At 74.0% G+C, this 18467-nt stretch carries 18 protein-coding genes and 1 tRNA gene; 9 read left to right on the forward strand and 10 right to left on the reverse strand.

The features are described from left to right. Nucleotides 1-10: 10 nt before the first annotated feature. Complete coding sequence (locus ACFYVJ_RS19600) at nucleotides 11-736, reverse strand: histidine phosphatase family protein (protein ID WP_388893010.1); 726 nt, start codon at nucleotides 734-736, stop codon at nucleotides 11-13. Between the two features lie 56 nt (nucleotides 737-792). Here ACFYVJ_RS19600 and corA point away from each other — a divergent pair, with 56 nt between their 5' ends. Further along, nucleotides 793-1791 carry a magnesium/cobalt transporter CorA gene (gene corA, locus ACFYVJ_RS19605; protein ID WP_388893012.1) on the forward strand — a complete coding sequence of 333 codons (999 nt, stop codon included), beginning with the start codon at nucleotides 793-795 and terminating at the stop codon, nucleotides 1789-1791. A 75-nt stretch (nucleotides 1792-1866) separates the two neighbouring features. Here the strand turns inward: corA and ACFYVJ_RS19610 are convergent, their stop codons facing one another. Both ACFYVJ_RS19610 and ACFYVJ_RS19615 read right to left on the reverse strand, forming a co-directional pair. Further along, nucleotides 1867-2658 carry a ferritin-like domain-containing protein gene (locus ACFYVJ_RS19610; RefSeq protein WP_388893014.1) on the reverse strand — a complete coding sequence of 264 codons (792 nt, stop codon included), beginning with the start codon at nucleotides 2656-2658 and terminating at the stop codon, nucleotides 1867-1869. A 204-nt stretch (nucleotides 2659-2862) separates the two neighbouring features. After that, nucleotides 2863-3912 carry an LLM class F420-dependent oxidoreductase gene (locus ACFYVJ_RS19615; protein ID WP_388893016.1) on the reverse strand — a complete coding sequence of 350 codons (1050 nt, stop codon included), beginning with the start codon at nucleotides 3910-3912 and terminating at the stop codon, nucleotides 2863-2865. Nucleotides 3913-4035: 123 nt separating this feature from the next. On the opposite strand from ACFYVJ_RS19615, the gene ACFYVJ_RS19620 reads away from it, so the two are divergent. Together ACFYVJ_RS19620 and ACFYVJ_RS19625 are read left to right on the forward strand one after the other, a co-directional pair. After that, nucleotides 4036-5043 carry an aldo/keto reductase gene (locus tag ACFYVJ_RS19620; RefSeq protein WP_388893018.1) on the forward strand — a complete coding sequence of 336 codons (1008 nt, stop codon included), beginning with the start codon at nucleotides 4036-4038 and terminating at the stop codon, nucleotides 5041-5043. Continuing rightward, complete coding sequence (locus ACFYVJ_RS19625) at nucleotides 5040-7400, forward strand: helix-hairpin-helix domain-containing protein (RefSeq protein ID WP_388893020.1); 2361 nt, start codon at nucleotides 5040-5042, stop codon at nucleotides 7398-7400. Before ACFYVJ_RS19620 ends, ACFYVJ_RS19625 begins: the two co-directional genes overlap by 4 nt. Nucleotides 7401-7513: 113 nt before the next feature. Here ACFYVJ_RS19625 and ACFYVJ_RS19630 read toward each other — a convergent pair whose 3' ends face one another. Next, nucleotides 7514-8272, reverse strand: a complete 759-nt coding sequence (locus ACFYVJ_RS19630) for a hypothetical protein (protein WP_388893022.1) — start codon at nucleotides 8270-8272, stop codon at nucleotides 7514-7516. Nucleotides 8273-8319: 47 nt separating this feature from the next. Between ACFYVJ_RS19630 and ACFYVJ_RS19635 the strand changes: the two genes are divergently transcribed. Further along, entirely contained in the window at nucleotides 8320-8508 is a 189-nt protein-coding gene (locus ACFYVJ_RS19635) for a DUF5703 family protein (protein WP_026276372.1), read from the forward strand. Between the two features lie 258 nt (nucleotides 8509-8766). On the opposite strand, the gene ACFYVJ_RS19640 is transcribed toward ACFYVJ_RS19635, so the two are convergent. From ACFYVJ_RS19640 to ACFYVJ_RS19650, 3 genes are all read right to left on the reverse strand, one after another. Then, nucleotides 8767-9531, reverse strand: a complete 765-nt coding sequence (locus ACFYVJ_RS19640) for a chaplin (protein WP_388893024.1) — start codon at nucleotides 9529-9531, stop codon at nucleotides 8767-8769. 141 nt (nucleotides 9532-9672) lie between these two features. Beyond that, the gene (locus tag ACFYVJ_RS19645; RefSeq protein ID WP_388893026.1) at nucleotides 9673-9906 is read right to left on the reverse strand and encodes a chaplin; all 234 of its coding nucleotides are present in this window, start codon (nucleotides 9904-9906) and stop codon (nucleotides 9673-9675) included. Nucleotides 9907-10089: 183 nt separating this feature from the next. Continuing rightward, a complete protein-coding gene (locus ACFYVJ_RS19650; RefSeq protein ID WP_388893028.1) occupies nucleotides 10090-11460 on the reverse strand; it encodes a M20/M25/M40 family metallo-hydrolase in 1371 nt (456 codons plus the stop codon). A gap of 107 nt (nucleotides 11461-11567) precedes the next feature. Here ACFYVJ_RS19650 and ACFYVJ_RS19655 point away from each other — a divergent pair. After that, a tRNA-Leu gene (locus ACFYVJ_RS19655) sits at nucleotides 11568-11655 on the forward strand. Nucleotides 11656-11781: 126 nt separating this feature from the next. Here the strand turns inward: ACFYVJ_RS19655 and ACFYVJ_RS19660 are convergent. Beyond that, nucleotides 11782-12648 (reverse strand): GyrI-like domain-containing protein, encoded by an 867-nt coding sequence (locus tag ACFYVJ_RS19660; protein ID WP_388893297.1) that lies wholly within the window; start codon nucleotides 12646-12648, stop codon nucleotides 11782-11784. A gap of 119 nt (nucleotides 12649-12767) precedes the next feature. Here ACFYVJ_RS19660 and ACFYVJ_RS19665 point away from each other — a divergent pair, with 119 nt between their 5' ends. Further along, nucleotides 12768-13529, forward strand: a complete 762-nt coding sequence (locus ACFYVJ_RS19665) for a phytanoyl-CoA dioxygenase family protein (protein ID WP_388893030.1) — start codon at nucleotides 12768-12770, stop codon at nucleotides 13527-13529. 171 nt (nucleotides 13530-13700) lie between these two features. Here the strand turns inward: ACFYVJ_RS19665 and ACFYVJ_RS19670 are convergent, their stop codons facing one another. After that, nucleotides 13701-14024 (reverse strand): plasmid stabilization protein, encoded by a 324-nt coding sequence (locus ACFYVJ_RS19670; protein ID WP_388893032.1) that lies wholly within the window; start codon nucleotides 14022-14024, stop codon nucleotides 13701-13703. Between the two features lie 164 nt (nucleotides 14025-14188). Here ACFYVJ_RS19670 and ACFYVJ_RS19675 point away from each other — a divergent pair, with 164 nt between their 5' ends. Next, on the forward strand, nucleotides 14189-14584 hold the full coding sequence (locus tag ACFYVJ_RS19675) for an SseB family protein (protein ID WP_388893034.1): 396 nt from the start codon (nucleotides 14189-14191) through the stop codon (nucleotides 14582-14584). A 97-nt stretch (nucleotides 14585-14681) separates the two neighbouring features. Continuing rightward, complete coding sequence (locus ACFYVJ_RS19680; RefSeq protein WP_388893299.1) at nucleotides 14682-15056, forward strand: VOC family protein; 375 nt, start codon at nucleotides 14682-14684, stop codon at nucleotides 15054-15056. A 215-nt stretch (nucleotides 15057-15271) separates the two neighbouring features. Here ACFYVJ_RS19680 and ACFYVJ_RS19685 read toward each other — a convergent pair whose 3' ends face one another. Next, entirely contained in the window at nucleotides 15272-17143 is a 1872-nt protein-coding gene (locus ACFYVJ_RS19685) for a transketolase (RefSeq protein ID WP_388893036.1), read from the reverse strand. 456 nt (nucleotides 17144-17599) lie between these two features. Between ACFYVJ_RS19685 and ACFYVJ_RS19690 the strand changes: the two genes are divergently transcribed. Continuing rightward, nucleotides 17600-18445, forward strand: coding sequence for a SigB/SigF/SigG family RNA polymerase sigma factor (locus ACFYVJ_RS19690; protein WP_388893038.1), 846 nt, complete (start codon nucleotides 17600-17602; stop codon nucleotides 18443-18445). Nucleotides 18446-18467: the final 22 nt, after the last annotated feature.

Genomic DNA, 18467 nt, shown 5'->3' on the forward strand with positions numbered 1-18467 from the left:
TCATCGGGGATCAACCGGCTCCGGCACCGCCACCGACCTCCGCGGCCGACGCGTCCGCCGCGCTTTCCCGCGCCCCGTCCGCCCCCGGCGCCGCCGCGGGAGGGGGCGGCGCGAGGCCGTCGAGCGACCCGCTGTCGCCGAGCCGGAGCACGAAGGGGCGCAGGGGCGTGTACCGGATCGCGGTGACGGAGGCGGGGCCGACGGCGATGCGCTGGAAGAGGTCCAGGTGCATCCCGAGGGCGTCCGCCACCACGGACTTGATGACGTCGCCGTGACTGCACATCACGTACAGCGCCTCCGGGCCGTGCTCGGCGAGCACGGTGGCGTTCCAGCCCCGTACCGCCTCGACGGCGCGCGCCTGCATCGCGCGCATCGACTCGCCGCCGGGGAACACCGCCGCCGACGGGTGCTGCTGCACGGTGGCCATCAGCGGGTCCTCCGCCAGCTCGGCGAGCTTGCCGCCGGTCCACTCGCCGTAGTCGCACTCGGTCAGCCGCTCGTCGACGTGCACCGGCAGCTCCGGGCGGGCGGCCAGCAGCGGCTTGAGGGTCTCGCGGCAGCGTTCGAGCGGGCTGGTGACCACGGCGGCGGGCGTCAGGGCGGCCAGCCGGGCGGGCAGCGCGGCGGCCTGCTCCGTACCGCGTCCGTCCAGCGCGACGCCCGGGCTGCGGCCGGCGAGCACGCCGTCCACATTGGCCGTGGACCGGGCGTGCCGGAGCAGGAGGAGGGTGGGCATGGCAGCCAGCGTACGTCCTGCGCGACAGGCGGCACGGTTCGGGAAAGAATGACGGTGTGATCGTCGACTGCGCGCTCTACCGGCACGGCCGGCGCGTGCCCGCGCCCGCCGACGTCCCGGCGGTGCTCGCGCAGGCGCGCGTCGACGAGGACACTTTCTGCTGGATCGGGCTCTTCGAGCCGTCGCGCGAGGAGTTCGACGACCTGACCCGGGGGCTCGGTCTGCACCCCCTCGCGGCGGAGGACGCGGTCACCGCGCACCAGCGGCCGAAGCTGGAGGTGTACGACGCGGCGCTGTTCCTCGTGCTCAAGCCCGTGCTCTACGACGACAGCACCGACACCATCACCGTCAGCGAGATCAACACCTTCGTCGGCGACTCCTTCGTGGTCACCGTCCGGCACGGCGAGGCGAACCCCCTCGGCCGGGTCCGGGCCCGGCTGGAGGGGCAGCCGGAGGTGCTGGCGCACGGGCCGACGGCGGTGGTGTACGCCGTGTGCGACGCCGTCGTCGACAACTACCTGGACGTCGCGGACGACTTCCACACCGACCTGGAGGAGCTGGAGGCCGAGGTCTTCCAGCCGAGCGGCCGCGACCCCGGCCGCTCGGCGGGGCGGATCTACGACTTCAAGCGGCAGGCGCTGGAGTTCCGCCGCGTCACCGGACCGCTGGCCGACCCGATCGCGCGGCTGGCGGGATCGGCGCTGCCGTTCGTCAACGAGCGGGCGCGCCCGTTCTTCCGCGACGTCGGCGACCACCTCATGCGCGTCAACGAGCACCTGGAGACCATCGACCGGCTGCTGTCCGACATCCTCGCCGCGCACCTCGCGCGGGTGGGGGTGCAGCAGAACGACGACATGCGGAAGATCTCCGCGTACGCCGCCATGGCGGCGGCGCCGACCGTCATCGGCAGCATCTACGGGATGAACTTCGACCACATGCCGGAGCTGCACTGGACGCTCGGGTACCCGGCGGTGCTGCTGGTGATGGCGTCGGTGGTGCTGTCGCTCTACGTGTTCTTCCGCCGGCGCGGCTGGCTGGGCAGCGGCGGGCGCTGAGGGCCGCGGCCCCGCGGCGGGGTGCCGTTCGTATCGTTCGCAGCGGCTGGGTCGGCTGGGTCGGGTGCGTTCGCGTCAGGCGAACTCGGCCGCGGTGCGCGGCGGCGGCCCGCCGAGGGCGTCGCGGAACTCCGGCATCCGCAGCCTGACCATCCGCCGCCAGCCGCCGGCGCGTTCGTACGCGTAGATCGCGTCGATGCCCGCGGACAGCAGCGCGCGCCTGGCGCGCGACCACTTCAGGATCCGCCCCATGTGCGCCATCACCGCGTGGCTCACGTCCCGGTACACCCGGATCTCCGCCAGCGCCGCCTCGCGCAGCGCCGCCTCGACGCGGCGGCCGTGGCCGTGCGCGGCCATGGTCAGCAGTTCCTCGTGGCAGTAGGCGAGGTGGTTGTCCTCGTCGTGGGAGATCATCCGCACCGCCCGGCCGATGTCCGGGTGGTCGCCGAAGTACCTGAGGAGCATCCGCATCTGGTCCGATGCCCGCTGCTCGGTGACCCTGCTGTGCGCGAGGTACGTGATGATGTCGGCCTCGGTGAGCTGCCCGTCCCGGCGGAGTCGGTCGTGGGCGAGGCCGATGCCGATGCCCTCCAGCAGCATCGTGTAGTCGGTCTCGGCGGGTACGGCCACCGGCTCCAGGCCGCGCTTCTTCATCAGGGCGTTGAAGATGCGGCCGTGCTTGTCCTCGTCGGCGCCGTGCCTGGCCACCTTGGGGGCCAGCTCCCGGTACGAGTCGGGGACGAGGTCGGAGATGCGGGCGTTCTCCCAGCCGCCCTGGGTCTCCCCGGCGGCGGCGATGGAGCAGAACAGCCGGAAGGTGTCGTCGTTGTCGAGGATCTCCTTGTACAGGTCCTTGGCCGAGAGCATGTCACCGTCGCCTTTCACTGCCGGAATACACCCGTATCCGAGTGAATGACGGGGATGGGCATGACGCAACACCCGCGGTGCGCACCATCCGCCATGCGGGCGATCCGTAACCGATGCGGGGGCGGCGCGTTGGGTGGATGACGGCCGTGGCGGGGAGGACCCCGAGCCCCCACCACGGCCGCCCGGTCCGGCCCGCGGGGGGGCTCAGGCGAGGCCGGCGCGCTCCAGCGCTTCCACCCCGGCGCGTACGCCCGCGATGCGCTCCTCCCGCGTGAACCCGGACGGCGCCAGCGACAGCGAGGTCACCCCTGCCTCGGCGTACGCCCCCATCCGGTCGGCGATCCGCTCCACCGGGCCGAGCAGCGTGGTGGCGTCGATCAGGTCCTGCGGCACGGCGGCGGCCGCGGCGGCCTTGTCTCCTGCGAGGTACGCGGACTGGATCTCGGCGGCCTCCCGCTCGTACCCCATACGGCCGGCGAGACGGTTGTAGAAGTTCTGCTTGGCGCTGCCCATGCCGCCGACGTAGAGGGCGGTGTACGGGCGGAAGACGTCGGCGAGGGCCGCCACGTCGTCGCCGAGGGCCAGGGGGACCGTGGGCACGATGTCGAAGCCCGCCAGCTCCTTGCCGGCCTTCGCCCGCCCGGCGCGCACGTGGCGCAGGGTGGTCTCCTCGGCGTGCTCGGGCGAGTAGAAGACCAGCAGGGCGCCCTCGGCGATCTCGCCGGTCTGCTCCAGGTTCTTCGGGCCGATGGCGGCGATGTAGACGGGGATGTGCTCCCGGACCGGGTGCACGGTCAGCTTGATCGGCTTCCCGGCCCCGTCGGGCAGCGGCAGCGTCCAGTGCTCGCCCGCGTACGACAGGCGTTCGCGCGACAGCGCCTTGCGCACGATCTCCACGTATTCGCGCGTGCGGGCGAGCGGCTTGCCGAACTCCACCCCGTACCAGCCCTCGGAGACCTGCGGCCCGGAGACGCCGATGCCGAGGCGGAAGCGGCCCTCGGTGAGCGAGTCGAGGGTGGCCGCGGTCATCGCGGTCATGGCGGGGGCGCGGGCCGGGATCTGGAAGATCGCGGAGCCCACGTCGATCCGCTCGGTCTTGGCGGCGACCCAGCTCAGCACGGTGGCCGCGTCGGAGCCGTACGCCTCGGCCGCCCAGCACACCTCGTAGCCGAGGCGGTCCGCCTCCTGCGCGACGGCGAGGTTGTCGGCGTCCATGCCGGCGCCCCAGTAGCCGAGGTTGATCCCGAGCCGCATGCGGGCCTCCCTGCTCTCCGGCGCCTCGCGCCGAGGTTTCGTACCGGTGGGTAATATATCTGTGCGACTCTAGCGCGGCGGTCCCCGCCGCGCAGCGCGCCGTCCCCAGTAATCTCAACGCCCATGGAGCACAGGCAACTCGGCCGCACGGGCCTTCGCGTCTCCCGCATGGGACTGGGCACCCTCACCTGGGGGCGGGACACCGGGGAGCCCGAGGCGGCCGGACTGCTGAAGACGTTCTGGGAGGCCGGCGGGACGCTCGTCGACACCGCCGACGTGTACGCGGACGGGGGCGCGGAGTATCTGCTGGGACGCCTGCTGGGGAACCTCGTGCCGAGGCGGGACATCGTCGTCGCCACGAAGGCGGGCAGCGTGCCCGACCCCGAGCGCCGCTTCGACACCTCCCGGCGGCATCTGCTGAGCGCGCTCGACGCCTCGCTGGAGCGGCTGGGCACCGACTACGTCGACCTCTGGCAGGTGCACGCCTTCGACCCGTACACACCGATGGACGAGACCCTCCAGGCCCTCGACACCGCCATAGCGAGCGGCCGGGCCCGCTACGCGGGCGTGAGCAACTTCAGCGGCTGGCAGCTCGCCAAGGCCGCGACCTGGCAGCTCGCGGGAGCCGCGGGCGGCGGCGCGGGCGCGGTCGGCGGGCGGACGCGGCTGGCGTCGACGCAGATGGAGTACTCGCTGCTGCAGCGCGGGGTGGAGCGGGAGGTGCTGCCGGCTGCGCTGGACCTGGGCGTGGGTCTGCTGCCGTCGTCGCCGCTCGGCCGGGGCGTCCTGACCGGCAAGTACCGCGACGCCACCCCGCCGGGGTCGCGGCTGGCCTCGGAGCACCTGGCGCCGTTCGTCACGCCGTACCTGGACGAGGAGGCGAGCCGGGTGGTCGAAGCGGTGACCACGGCGGCGGACGGCCTCGCGGTGACGCCGCTGGAGGTGTCGCTCGCGTGGGTACGGGACCGGCCGGGGGTGGCGGCGCCGCTGGTGGGGGCGCGCAACGCCGAGCAGTTGTCGGCGGCGTTGTCGGTGGAGGGTCTTACGCTTCCTGACGAGATCTGCGAGGCGCTGGACGACGTGTCGGCGCCCGTGCACCGCTATCCCGATCAGGACTGGAGCACGCTGTGAACGACGCACCGGAGGCCGCGGAGACGGCGGCGGGGGGCGGTACGGGGCCGGGGGCTGCGGGGGACGGCGGCGGGGGCACGGAGTCCGGGGCAGACGGGGCGCCCGGCGGGACCGGCGGGGACGAGTCGGGCGGGGGCGCGGAGACGGGCGCGAGTGCCGGGGGCGACGCAGGTACCGGGGCCGACGCGAGGGCGGCGGCCGGTGGGTCCGGCGAGGGCGCGGGCGGTGGCGAGGAGCGGCCCAGGCGGGCCGCTGCGCCCGTCGAGAGCGGGGCGGCGCTGACCGGGAAGGCGGCGGAGCTGATGGCCGCCGTGCGGGCCGTGGAGAGCGGCGAGCGGGACGCGGCCGCGTTCTTCTCCACGCCGGTGCGAGCGCCCCGGCCCGCACGGAGCGCGGAGCCGCCGGCCGGGGCGAGGACGGCGCCGGAGGCCGGTGGGGGCGCCGGGGCCGGAAGCGAGCGGGGGGAGCCGGTGCGGGCGCCGGAGCCGAGCGCCGAAGCGGTCGCCGCCGTACGGGTGTTGCTCGCCGGCGCGGGCGCTCCCGAGGATCTTGCGGCGCGGGTCGCGGGGCAGTTCGGCGAAGGTGCGGCGGAGTTGCTGCGTGCGGACCCGTGGCAGTTGCTCGCGGTGCCGGGCGTACGGCCGTCGCAGGCCGACGAGTTCGCCCGCGGGCTGCTGGAGTCCGCGGAGCCCGGCGACGAGCGCCGGGTGGAGGCGCTGGTGGGCTGGCTGCTGGCGCAGGCGGCCCTCAGGGGGCACACCGCGCTGGAGTTCCCGGCGCTGGCGGAGGCCCTGTCGGGGTACGGGGTGCCGGAGGCCGAGGAGGCGCTGCGCGACGCGGCGTCGACGGGCGGCGTGCTCGTCTTCGAGGAGCGCGAGGAGCCGCCCGCCGCGGCCCCCGCACCGGAGGGCGGTGAGGACGCCGAGGAGGAGATTCCCGTACGGCTGCTGCTCGGCCTGGAGCGCTACGCGATGGCGGAAGAGGGCCTGGCGGACGGCCTGTCCCGGCTCGTCAACACGTTCACCGCGCCCCCGGGTTCGGCGGCGGCCGACGCCGACGCCGACGCCGACGCCGACGCCGACGAACAGGGTGAGGACGCCGCCGTGCGCGTCGTCGGCGCCGATGCGTGGGAGGCCGCGGCCGGCACCGCACCGTCGCCGTCGGCCGCGGAGCTGATCCGTGCCGCCGCGGGCAGCGGGCTCGTGCTGCACAGCGGCGGCGAAGCCGCGCGCGCGGAGCCGGCGGCGCTGGTCGCCGCCGCCCGCGCCCTGGGGCTGCGCGCGTACGCGGCGGCCCACACCGACGACGGCCGCACCCGCCTGGCCGCTCTGCTCACCGCGGCGGCCACGGGCCCTGAGGCCGCCGCGGAGGGCCGCTCCGGAACGGGCGCGGGGGACCCGGCCGCCGGCGGAGCCGTGACCGTGCGCGGGCTGCTCTCCGGCCGGGAGGGGCCCGGGCGCGACGCCGACGGCCTGCTCGCCGTCGACGTCCTGGCCGTGCTGGACGCGCCGCAGCTCGACGCCGAGGCCGCCGCCGCCCTCGTCGAGGCCCTGCCCGACGGCGCCCGGCTGGTCCTCAGCGGCGACCCCGGGCTGCTGGAGTCCGCGGGCCCCGGCCGGGTCTACGCCGACGTGGCCGCCGCCCGGGTCTGCCCGCGGGTGACCTCCCGCACCCCCGACCCGGGGCCGATCGGCGAGCTGGTCTCCGGCGTCGGCGCCGGCGAGCTGCAGGCCGTGGCGGCGCCCGGCAAGGAAGTCGTGATCGTCCCGGTGCAGGACCCGGGCGAGGCGGTCCACCGCACGGTGCAGCTCGTCGCGGACTCCGTACCGCGCGCCCTCGGGGTGCCCGCCGCGGACACGCAGGTGATCGCCGTGGGGCACGGCGGCGCCGCGGGCACCCGGGTGCTGAACGCGGCGCTGAAGGAGCGGCTGAACCCCGGGCCCGGCGCGTTCGGCGGCTTCGACGCGGGCGACCGCGTCGTCTACGTCCCCGCCCCCGGCACCGCCGTGCCCGGACTGGTCACCTCCGGTGACGACGCCGGGCTGCACCTCGACTGCGGCGGCACCGCCGTCGTCGTCCGTCCCGACCGGGTCGCCGAGGCCGTACGGCACGGCTGGGCGCTGACCGCGCACCAGGCGGCGGGGCGGCGCTGGCCCGCCGCGGTGGTCGTGGTGCCCGGGGACGCGGAGGCGGCGCTGAGCCGCGCGTGGGCGTACACGGCGTTCAGCCGCGGCGAGCGGCACTTGTCCGTCGTGCACGGCGCGGGCCCCGTGCTGGCCCGGCGCCTCGCGGAGGTGCCCGCCCCGCGGCGTACGACACGGCTGCGCGGCCTGCTCGACACCCAGACGCGGGCCTGACCGCAGAGCCGGCACGGGGCGGCACCGGAGGGCGTCAGACAGCGCTGGACGGCGTCAGGCGGTACGGGGAGGGGCCCGGCGCGTCCGCGCCGGGCCCCTCGACAGCATCGTGCTCAGCGGCCCGTGTCCACCCGCTCCAGCTCGTCGTCGCCGTCGTCCAGGTCGTCGAGCGCATCGACCACCCGGTCGTCCTCGCGCACCTCGGCGTCCTCGTCCTCGATGTCCGCCTCGTCGTCCGCGTCGAAGTCGAGTTCGTCCTCGAACGACGCGCTGACGTCGAAGCGGCAGATGACCAGCTCGGGGTCGACCTGGTCGAACGGTGCCGACAGCCACTCCCCCGGCTCCGCCGGCTCCTCCGCCGCCGCCACCCAGACCGCGGAGTCGCCCTCGGAGAGGCCGAACTCCCGGTGCCGCGAGGCGATCTCGTCCGGTTCGAACTCACCGAAGAGCACGCCGACCGCCGCCGTCAGACTGCTGCCCACGGCCTCCCGGTCCCCGGTCTCGTCCCCGCCCGCGACGTCCGGGTCGAGGTCGGCGATGCGCTGTGCCTGAGCCAGCAGCCGGTGCGGCTCCGCCACGGTGTAGTCCCGGCGGATGAGGACGCTGAGCGCCCCCGGCTCGTCGGGCCCGGTGTAGGCGGGCAGCGTGTCGCTGCTGGGGATCTCGAAGGGGGTCACCTCGTCGTGGACCTCGTACAACACCTCGTCGTACGCCTCGGCTGCCGCTGCCAGCTCCTCGAAGGCGGCATAGACGGCAGAGCCCTCCTCGCCAGACCGGCGCTCGACCGCTTCGAGGTGGCGGTCGATCGCGGCTTTCAGCACCGACGCGGCGGCGCGTACCTCGGCAGCCGTAGGCTGCGCAGCATCAGACATAGTGCAGACGCTATCCGGAGCGAGGCACTTTCCGCACAATGGATGCGATGCCGGAATACGAGTTTCGTGATGTCTATGTGCCGCGGGGAGTCTCACGGGCCGCCGCGGCGAGGCTTCTGACCGACCAAGCCGAGTACGGGCACTGGGAGTTGCACCGGCTCCGGCTGTACCCCGACGGCAGCCGCAGGGCGCGGCTGCGGCGCCGGATCATCAGACAGGTGCGAGCGACGTGGTGAGCCCCGCGGAGGCGCATCCCTAGCGTGGACAAGCCGCTGACCTGCGGTTTCCACGTTGCCCAGGGGGCCGGCGCCGGACGGTGCCGGGCGAGGGCGGGGACGGGCGGGACGACCGAGACGGCGAAGGGGCGGGTCCGGCTGTCAGGACCCGCCCCTGCCGTCGGCTACTTGATCAAGGTGCCGGCCCTGGTCAGGCCGCCTGCCTGCCCAGGGTTGCCTACTTGATCACATTGCCGGCTTGATCACGTTGCCGCGTGCTCAGGCCGCGGACACGCGGGCGCGGCGGTAGAGCACCGCACCGCCCAGCAGCAGGCCGCCGCTGAGCGGGATGAGGGCGCCCACCGGGATCTCGGAGCCGGTCTCCGCGAGCTGCTCGACGGGCGCGCCCGCGTGCGTCTCGTGGTTCGGCGGGGTGTGGCTCCGGTCCTTGGGCTCGTCGGGCCGGTCCGGGGTGCCGGGCTGCTCGGGGGTGTCCGGCACGTCGGGGCGGTCCGGCACGTCGGGCCGGTTCGGCTCCTCCGGCGTCGGCGGCTCCTCGGGCTTGGGCGGCTTCGGGGTGTCCGGGGTGGCGCCGTTGCCGCACTCGTTGCCGAAGGCGGCGTTGCCGACGCCGACGACGTTCGCGGAGTTGCCGCACGCGTTCACCGGGACGTCCACGGGCGCCTGCACCGTGTTGCCGGAGAGCAGGCCCGGAGACTGCGACGACACGCCCTGGGCCGCGGCGCCGCCGGTGGCATGGCCGCCGGTCTCGCCGCCGGAGCCGGACTTCGTGCCGCCGCCGTCGTTGACGCACGTGTTGCCGTACGCGGGATTGAGCAGCCCGACGACGTTCACCGTGTTGCCGCACGCGTTCACCGGTACGTGCACCGGTGCCTGAACCGTGTTGCCTGAGGCGACGCCCGGGGAGTTCTGCGCGGCGCCCTCGGCGCCCGCGTCGGCCTGTGCCGCTGCGCCGCCTACGGCGACCAGCAGGCCGCCCGCGGCGGCGATGGTGAACAGGCCCTTCCTTGCGACATGTCGCATGGGTCTTTCCTGCCTTCTGAGCTCTGGGTACTCGAGCAGGCGGGCCGTCCCCGTCCCGCTCGTCCAAAAAGCCCGTCCGGCCCCGGGGCGCTGCAGCGCGCTCCGGGGCCGTACGGTCACACCCTTACGGGAGGTTCAACGTCACTTGTTGACGCAGGTGTTGCCGAACGCCGGGTTCAGCAGACCGACCACGTTCACGGTGTTGCCGCAGGCGTTCACGGGGATGTGAATCGGGACCTGGACGACATTGCCGGAGATCACGCCCGGGGACTGCACGGCAGCGCCCTGCGCACCCGAGTCGGCAGCGGCGACGCCGGCACCAGCCAGCATCAGACCGCCCGTGGCGGCCGCCGCGGCGACAACCTTCTTGATCATTCTTCCTCCTCATTGACGGTGCGGCCCCAGCAGCGGACCGCACCCAATGCAACGACGAGGGAGGTTTCGAGCTACGCGCTTATCGTGCCATTCACCCGTTTCAGTCCGTTTGGCACAGGTGGCCGATTCGACGGCATGTGCCACCTGTCCGCACCCGCGCTGCCACCGGAGAGAAACCCCGGCTCAGCAGGCGTCGAGGAACCGGTCCAGCACCCTGACGCCGAACTGCAGGCCCGCGACCGGCACCCGCTCGTCGACCCCGTGGAACATCCCGGCGAAGTCCAGCTCCGGCGGCAACTGCAGCGGCGCGAAGCCGAAGCAGCGGATGCCGAGGTCGTCGAAGGACTTGGCGTCGGTGCCGCCGGAGAGGCAGTACGGCACGGCGCGGGCGATCGGGTCCTCCGCCTTCAGCGCCGTCGCCATGGCCTCCACCAGCGCCCCGTCGAAGGTGGTCTCCAGCGCCTTGTCGGCGTGCACGTCCTCGCGCTTGACGCGCGGGCCGAGGATCCGGTCGAGGTCGGCGAGGAACTCCTCCTCGTACCCCGGCAGGAAGCGGCCGTCGACGTGCGCCGTGGCCTGCCCGGGGATCACGTTCACCTTGTAGCCCGAGCCGAGCATGGTGGGGTTGGCGGTGTTGCGGAGGGTGGCGCCGATGATCTTCGCGATGCCGCCGAGCTTGGCGAGGGTGGCCTCCATGTCCTCGGGGTCCAGCTCGACGCCGAGGGCGTCGCCGAGTTCGTCGAGGAAGCCGCGTACGGACTTGGTCAGCCGCACCGGGAACTCGTGCCTCCCCAGCCGGGCCACGGCCTCGGAGAGTTCGGTGATGGCGTTGTCGCGGTTGGTCATCGAGCCGTGCCCCGCGGTCCCGTCGACCGTCAGGCGCATCCAGTGCATGCCCTTCTGCGCGGTCTCGATGAGATACAGCCGCACGTCCTCGTTCACGGTGAACGAGAAGCCGCCGACCTCGCCGATGGCCTCGGTCACGCCCTCGAACAGCTCGGGCTTGGTGTCCACGAGGTGCCTGGCGCCGTAGAGACCGCCGGCCTCCTCGTCGGCGAGGAAGGCGAGCACGACGTCGCGCGGGGGCTTGCGCCCGGTGCGCAGCCGCTCGCGTACCACGGCGAGGGTCATGGCGTCCATGTCCTTCATGTCCACCGCCCCCCGCCCCCAGACGCAGCCGTCGGCGACCTCGCCGGAGAAGGGGTCGTGGGTCCAGTCGGCGGCGTTGGCCGGCACGACGTCGAGGTGCCCGTGGATGAGCAGCGCGGGACGCGAGGAGTCCTCGCCCTCGATCCGCGCGACGGTCGACGCGCGCCCGGGGTGCGACTCGAAGATCTCCGGCTCCAGCCCCACCTCGGCCAGCTTCTCCGCCACGTACTCCGCGGCCGCGCGCTCCCCCGGCCCGGAGTGGTCGCCGTAGTTGCTGGTGTCTATCCGGATCAGCTCACGGCAGAGGTCGACGACCTCGCTCTCCGCGCGCTCGACGGTGCCGCCACGGGCGTTCTCCGGCTGGCTCACGATGCCTCCCTGGCACGTTCGGGGTCCACGCCCCATCCTGCCCCGCCGGACCCCCCGACCCAACCCGCGGGGTGATCGCGGGCCCCCTCGGGTTTGCTAGGGTGTACCGCGTCGCAGCGGCTCCGCCCGCGCGGCATCCACCGGTCCAGGTGGCGGAATGGCAGACGCGCTAGCTTGAGGTGCTAGTGCCCGTATTAGGGCGTGGGGGTTCAAGTCCCCCCCTGGACACCATCCTTGTTCCGACCGTCGCGGATCTCCTTCCTGGCCGTCCCGCGTTCTCCGGGTACTTGATCACGCTGCGCCACGGGCGCTGCCGACGAGCGCAGGGGCGACGGCCGCGGACGCGGCTCGCCGGGATCAACCGGCTTCGCGTTCCACCGGCAGCCACAGCTCGGCATCGGCCTCGCTGCCGTCCGCCGACATCCGGGTGCGAAGGATCTCCGGCCCGGGGCGGCTCCGGTACGGGTTCGAGGGGAACCACTCGGTGAAAACGTCCCGCCACAGCGCCTGGATCGCCTCCGGTACCGGCCCCGAGGTGGTGAACACCGCCCATGTCCCGGCCCGCACGGGCAGCGTGGCCATGCCCTCCGGCGCGACCGCCGAGGTGGCGACCCCGTGGTAGTAGTCGAGGGAGGTGCCCTCCGCCCGGCTGGGATCGAGGTCGTCGCAGACCGCGAGAATGCCGTGCGGCTCCTGGTCGGACAGCTCCTCCAGCAACTCCCTCACCCGGTCGCCGGTCCCGCGGACGAAATCGATGATCGCCTGGTTCGGCCCCGAGTGCACGAGCGGCACCCGGGCCTTCGCCCCGACCACGTGGAACTCCGGCTTGTGCACGACGCGGTAGCGCATACTGCTGCTCCCGCCGACGATGAGGCGGAAGGTCATCCGGGGCTGGGAGCTGAGCGCCGCACCGGTGCGCCGCGCCTCGCCCGGCCCCACGCCGTGCACCGCGCGGAACGCCCGCGCGAACGCCTCCCCCGAGCCGTATCCGTACCGCACCGCGATCTCCAGCAGCGTCCGCTCCCCCGCCAGCACCTCCGCGCCCGCGACGGTCAGCCGACGGCGCCTGACGTACTCCGCCAGCGGCATCCCCGCGAGCGCCGAGAACATCCGCCGCAGGTGGTACTCCGAGGTCGCGGCGACCCGCGCCAGCTCGGCTGCGTCGACGGAGCCGTCGAGCCGCCGCTCGATGTGCTCCATGGCCTGATTGAGCCGCTCCAGCACGCTCGCCTCCAAGATCCCGGCCATCGATTCAATCAGGCGCGGGCCTGAATGCCGCACCCGAGAAAAGCGGTGCGGCAAGTGTCGGGTGACGGGGACGGCCGGCGCCTCACGATGGCGGCATGGACGACACGACCCTGGTATCCCGCTTCCTCAGCGACGGCTTCGTCAAGCTGGAGGGCGCCGTCGCGCCCCGCGTGGCAGCGAGCTGCGCGCGGCTGCTGTGGCGGGAGACCGGCTGCGACCCGGACGACCCGGAGACATGGACGCGGCCCGTGCACTGGGTCGGTGAGATGACACAGGGACCGTTCGCCGCCGCCCCCAACTCCCCCGCCCTGCACCGGGCGTACGACCTGCTGGCCGGCGTGGGCCGCTGGCAGCCGCGCTACTCGCTCGGCACCTTCCCGCTGCGCTTTCCGCACGCGGACGAGCCCGACGACGCGGGCTGGCACATCGAGGGCGGCTATGCGGTGGAGGGCGAGACCTGGCCCTTCACCAATCTCCGCTCCCACGGCCGGGCCCTGCTGATGCTGTTCCTCTTCAGCGAGGTGGGCGAAGAGGACGCCCCGACCCGGATCCGGGTCGGCTCCCACCTCGACGTGCCGAAGGTGCTGGAGCCGTACGGGGAGGAGGGCGCGAGCGGCCTGGCCATCGCGCCGGACCTCGTGGCGGCATCCGCCCACCGGCCCCTGGCCCTCGCCACCGGTTCCCCGGGGGACGTCTTCCTGTGCCATCCGTTCCTCGTCCACGCGGCGCAGCCGCACCACGGGGCACGACCGCGCTTCATGGCCCAGCCACCGCTGATGCCGGCCGCGCCGTACGCACTGGAGCGCGCCGACGGCGCGTACTCACCCGTCGAAATCGCGATCCGCAGGGCCCTGTGACAGCCCACCCCGGGCCGCCCGGCGGCTCCGTCGCGGTGAGTTCCTAGACGGCGGCTTCGACGGCCGTGCCGGCCTGAAGTGGTGGCGGCGCCGTTCGGTGCCGCCGGCCGTCCCCGGCGCCCGCCCGGCCGGGGCGGGGGGTTCGGCCGGGTGGGTGACGGGGGCCGGGGGTCAGCGGGAGAGTTTGCGTTTGAGCTGGGCCTTGTTCATCGAGGAGCGGCCGTGGATGTTGCGGCGCCTGGCCTCCGCGTAGAGCTGGTCGTACGTCGGCCCCGCGGCGCCGCCGTGGGAGCGGAGGCCGCCGCGGCGGGCGGAGGAGACGTCGCGGGTGGCAGTGCGGCTCGCGGTGCGGGCCTCGCCCGTACGGGCGCGCTCCTTGTTCACGGTGCGGGCCGCGATCTCCTTGGCCCGCGCCGGGGTGGCGCCGCGTCTCCGAGCGCCCTTCTCGATGTGCTCGTACTGGCGCTCCCGCTTGGCGCTGGATCCTCTCGGCATGGTTTCTCCCTGCTCGTGGTCGGTTCGACGCCCCCATCGTCAGCCATCTGGGATCCGTGATCAAACGGACAAAAACGTCAGTAGTGCGCTCCGGTTTCAGCCCGCCCGCCCGGGGAACCCGGGCCGAGACCGGCCTCCCGGCACCGCACAGCGAAGGGACACCCATGACGTACCACCCGAACGGTCAGCGCTCTGCCGCGCAGCAGGCGCTGCACACCGTCGTCGAGAACGGTCCGGACCAGGAAGCCCTGCACACGCTGGCCGAGAGCCGGGTGCTGCTGCCCGACCCGGATCCCGCAGCCGAGCCCCCCGGGCCGGCCGAAACGCTGAGCCTGCCGGTGGTGGAGCAGGGCGACGGCACCCGGCTGGTGCCGGTCTTCACCTCCCCTGACCGCCTGGAGCAGGTCTTCCCGGAGATCGAGCGCTACAACGCGGTCGGGCTCGGCGACCTCGCCCGCGGCTGGCCCGAGGACGGCCCGTCGCTGGTCGTCGACGCGGGTACGCCGGAAGAGATGGCCCTGACGGCCGAGGGCGTGCGGGAGCTGCTGGCCAGGGCCTGACCGAGGACTTCGACGTACGCCACCCGTGGGGCACCGGATTGAGCACGTGCCCCGCGGGGCATTCGGCGTGGGTCACGTCGCCGTCAAGGAGGTCGTCATGCCGGTCGCCACTTTTTGCCTGGTCGCGGTGGACTGCCCGGAGCCGCTCCGGCTGGCCGAGTTCTACCGGGGTCTGCTCGGGGGCGAGGTGAGTTCGCGCCGCGACGACTGGTGCGAACTCCTCGCGCCGGACGGCACCCGGCTCGCCTTCCAGCGCGCGCCCGGGCACCGCCCGCCGAACTGGCCGCGAGCCGACGACAACTCGCAGCAACTGCACCTGGATCTGCGGGTCACCGACGTCGAGGCGGCCGAGCGGCACGCGCTGGAGCTGGGCGCCCGGCCGCTGGACACCGACGACGACGGAGGCAGGCGGGACTTCCGCGTGTACGCGGACCCGGCGGGACATCCGTTCTGCTTCGTCTACGGGTCGTAAGCGGGCCGGGGCCGCACCCGATCACGGCCCCGATCACGACCCCGATCACGGCCCCGATCACGACCCCCGATCACGGCACGATCGCGGCACACGGTCCGGCCTCGGCCGAGGGCTGAGGCCGGACCGTTCCGCTCGCCGCCGATCCGGTGCCGATCCGGTGCCGATGCAGTGCCGATGCAGTGGCGATCCGCCGCCGATCCGGTGCCGCTCCCCCGTCAGACGGGCCTGGCGGCCTCCGCGTCGACGAGGTTGCGGGCCGCCGCCGCGATCGCCTCCGCGTCGATGCCCGCCGCCGCGAGCTGCTGCGTCCCCGTCGCCGAGCCGGGCATGGTGCGTACCGCCAGCCGGGCGAGCCGCGGGACTTCGCGGCCGTCGGCGAACACCTCGGCCACCGCGTCGCCCAGGCCGCCCTCCGGGCGGTGGTCCTCGACGGTGAGGATCCGGCCGGTCAGCTCCGCCGCCGCCCGCAGGGCGGCGACGTCGACGGGCTTGACGGAGTACAGGTCGAGCACGTGCGCCCCGATGCCCTCCGCGGCCAGCAACTCGGCGGCGACCAGTGCCTCGTGCACGGTGACCCCCGCCGCGGCGATGGTCACGCTGTCGCCGGGGGTGGCGCGCAGCAGCTTGCTGCCGCCGATCGGGAAGTCCTCGTCGGGTCCGTAGAGGACAGGCCGGGCGCCGCGCATGGTGCGCAGGTAGCGCACGCCGGTCAGCTCCTCGTCCGCCATGGCGGCGACGAGCCGCGCGGTCTGGTTGGCGTCGCAGGGGTGCAGCACCGTGCTGCCGTGCACGGCGCGGAACATCGCCAGGTCCTCCAGCCCCATCTGCGACGGACCGTCCTCGCCGATCGCGACGCCGGCATGCGAGCCGACCAGGCTGAGGTTCGCCCTGCTGACCGCGGCCATGCGCACGAAGTCGTGGGCGCGGGTGAAGAACGCGGCGAAGGTCGCCGCGAACGGTACCCAGCCGCACGCCTGCATGCCGACGCCCGCCGCGACGAGCTGCTGCTCGGCGATGTAGCACTCGAAGTACCGGTCGGGGTGCTCCTTGGCGAAGTACTCGGTGCGGGTGGAGTCGCCGACCTCGCCGTCCAGGGCGACGACGTCGGGCCGGGCCGTGCCGAGCGCCGCCAGCGCCTGGCCGTACGCGTCGCGCGTGGCCACCGGGTCCCCCACGTCGTACCGCGGCAGCAACGGATGCGGCGCCGCCGCGCGCGGCGGCGCGAGCGCGGGCGGCGGGGCGTGCGGCTCGACGCGCAGGTCGCTGGTGCCGCCCAGTTCGGCGATCGCCGCCTCGGGGTCCGGCAGGGGCTTGCCGTGCATGCCCTCCCGGTTCGCCACGGCGGCGACCCCGCTGCCCTTCACGGTGCGCGCGAGCACGGCCGTCGGCCGGTCGGTCACGTCCGCGGCCTCGGCGTACGCGGCGTCGACGGCGGCGACGTCGTGCCCGTCGACCTCGATGGTGTGCCAGCCGAACGCCCGCGCCCGGCGGGCGTACGCGTCCAGGTCCCAGCCGTGCCGGGTGGGCCCGCGCTGGCCGAGCCGGTTCACGTCGACGATCACGGTGAGGTTGCCCAGGTGCTCGTACCCGGCGTGCTCGAACGCCTCCCAGACCGAACCCTCGGCCAGCTCGCTGTCGCCGCACAGCACCCATACCCGGTACGGGAGGTGCGCGAGCCGCTTGCCGGCCAGCGCCATGCCGACGCCGATGGGCGGCCCCTGGCCGAGCGACCCGGTGGCCACGTCGACCCACGGCAGCATCGGCGTCGGATGCCCCTCCAGCCGGCTGCCCAGCTTCCTGAACGTCAGCAGTTCCTCGTCGTCGACGGCGCCGACCGCCTTGAAGGCCGCGTACAGCAGCGGCGAGGCGTGTCCCTTGGACAGGACCAGGCGGTCCGCTCCCGGGTGGTCGGGACGGTCGACGTCGTAGCGGAGATGCCTCGCGAGCAGCACGGCCATCAGGTCGGCCGCGGACATCGACGAGGTGGGGTGGCCGGATCCGGCGGCGGCAGCGGCCCGTATCGCGTCCACGCGCAACTGGCGACCGAGTGCCAGGGAGAGGTCCGGATCCACATCGGCGGAGGTCATGTCGTGCTCCTTGTCCGAGCGGTGTGTGCTGTCCCGGCCCGCGGGCACGGCGGCACGCCTGTCCGGTCACGTACGCGCCGTGCCCCGGCCGGACATTCCGGGTACCACGCTCCGGCGGGTCCTAACGGCCGATCTCGCGACGGCGCCGGACGGGCCACCGTGGGTGGCCGCGGGGTGGCCGAGTGCGATCCTGCGGCGGCCCCGGGAGGCGGGCCGGTGACCGTTCGTGCGGCGTGCCGTACCGGCGTATTCTGGAACAGGCCCTATGAGCCCCGTTTGCATCAGACGGCGTCGGGCAGGCGGCTCACGTGCTTCGGAGCAGAGGCACGCCGCAGGAGTTCACGGCCGCCCCGCCGCCGGCGCTCCGGCCGCGGCCGGTGTCCCGGTGAGCGGTGCCGTACGCCGTCGTCCTCCCCTGAGAATCGCACACGCACGACTCGCCCGAGGGAGGCCCCCGTGGCGCATGTCCGGGCAAGGAAAAAGCACCCGCACCACGACGCACCCGACACCTCCGCGCAGTTCCGCCGGCTCGCCGGGATGGCAGAAGGGCCGGACAAGGAGGCCCTTCGGCAGGAGGTCGTACGCGCGTGGATGCCGATGGCCGCGCGGCTGGCCCGCCGGTTCAGGAACCGCGGCGAGGCGCTGGAGGACCTGGAGCAGGTCGCGCACCTCGGCCTGGTGAAGGCGGTGCGGCGGTACGACGCGGGGCACAGCAGCGCTTTCGAGAGCTTCGCCGTGCCGACGATCGTCGGTGAGCTGAAGCGCCACTTCCGTGACCACATGTGGGGCGTCCACGTGCCGCGCCGCGTCCAGGAGCTGCGCAACCGCGTCCGCAGTGCGGGCCTGTCGCTGGCCGTCACGGCCGACGACCGGTTCCCGGCCACCGCGGACATCGCGGAGGCGGCGGGGCTGACCGAGGAGGAGGTGCGTACGGGCCTGGAGGCGTGGGAGAGCTACGCCACGCTCTCCCTCGACGCCGCCCTGCCCGGCACCGAGGACGGCTACTCGCTGCTCGACACCTTCGGCAGCACCGAGCCAGGCTTCGACCAGGCCGTGGACCGCGAGGCCGTGCGACCCCATCTGAGCCGGCTGCCGGAGCGCGAGCGCGAGATCCTCTACCTGCGCTTCTTCTGCGACATGACGCAGCGGGGCATCGCCGACCACCTGGGCATCTCGCAGATGCACGTCTCCCGGCTGATCAGCCACTCGTGCGCGCGGGTCTGCGAGCGCGTGGAGGCCGACCAGGCCGCCGCGGGCCGGACGCCCGCACCGGACCCGGTCGGCTCCGCCACCGCCGGGTAGTTCCCGCCCGGTGGCGTACGTC

The sequence above is a fragment of the Streptomyces sp. NPDC004134 genome (assembly GCF_042874195.1).
Classification (GTDB): domain Bacteria; phylum Actinomycetota; class Actinomycetes; order Streptomycetales; family Streptomycetaceae; genus Streptomyces.

Excerpts from the sequence above, each read along its gene's own strand:
- ACFYVJ_RS19685 (WP_388893036.1), bottom strand. The coding sequence starts at position 17,143 with ATGACCTCCGCCGATGTGGATCCGGACCTCTCCCTGGCACTCGGTCGC.
- ACFYVJ_RS19675 (WP_388893034.1), top strand. The coding sequence starts at position 14,189 with ATGACGTACCACCCGAACGGTCAGCGCTCTGCCGCGCAGCAGGCGCTG.
- ACFYVJ_RS19670 (WP_388893032.1), bottom strand. The coding sequence starts at position 14,024 with ATGCCGAGAGGATCCAGCGCCAAGCGGGAGCGCCAGTACGAGCACATC.
- ACFYVJ_RS19620 (WP_388893018.1), top strand. The coding sequence starts at position 4,036 with ATGGAGCACAGGCAACTCGGCCGCACGGGCCTTCGCGTCTCCCGCATG.
- ACFYVJ_RS19645 (WP_388893026.1), bottom strand. The coding sequence starts at position 9,906 with ATGATCAAGAAGGTTGTCGCCGCGGCGGCCGCCACGGGCGGTCTGATG.
- ACFYVJ_RS19650 (WP_388893028.1), bottom strand. The coding sequence starts at position 11,460 with ATGGGGCGTGGACCCCGAACGTGCCAGGGAGGCATCGTGAGCCAGCCG.
- ACFYVJ_RS19640 (WP_388893024.1), bottom strand. The coding sequence starts at position 9,531 with ATGCGACATGTCGCAAGGAAGGGCCTGTTCACCATCGCCGCCGCGGGC.
- ACFYVJ_RS19630 (WP_388893022.1), bottom strand. The coding sequence starts at position 8,272 with ATGTCTGATGCTGCGCAGCCTACGGCTGCCGAGGTACGCGCCGCCGCG.
- ACFYVJ_RS19680 (WP_388893299.1), top strand. The coding sequence starts at position 14,682 with ATGCCGGTCGCCACTTTTTGCCTGGTCGCGGTGGACTGCCCGGAGCCG.
- ACFYVJ_RS19600 (WP_388893010.1), bottom strand. The coding sequence starts at position 736 with ATGCCCACCCTCCTCCTGCTCCGGCACGCCCGGTCCACGGCCAATGTG.
- ACFYVJ_RS19610 (WP_388893014.1), bottom strand. The coding sequence starts at position 2,658 with ATGCTCTCGGCCAAGGACCTGTACAAGGAGATCCTCGACAACGACGAC.
- ACFYVJ_RS19665 (WP_388893030.1), top strand. The coding sequence starts at position 12,768 with ATGGACGACACGACCCTGGTATCCCGCTTCCTCAGCGACGGCTTCGTC.
- ACFYVJ_RS19635 (WP_026276372.1), top strand. The coding sequence starts at position 8,320 with ATGCCGGAATACGAGTTTCGTGATGTCTATGTGCCGCGGGGAGTCTCA.
- ACFYVJ_RS19615 (WP_388893016.1), bottom strand. The coding sequence starts at position 3,912 with ATGCGGCTCGGGATCAACCTCGGCTACTGGGGCGCCGGCATGGACGCC.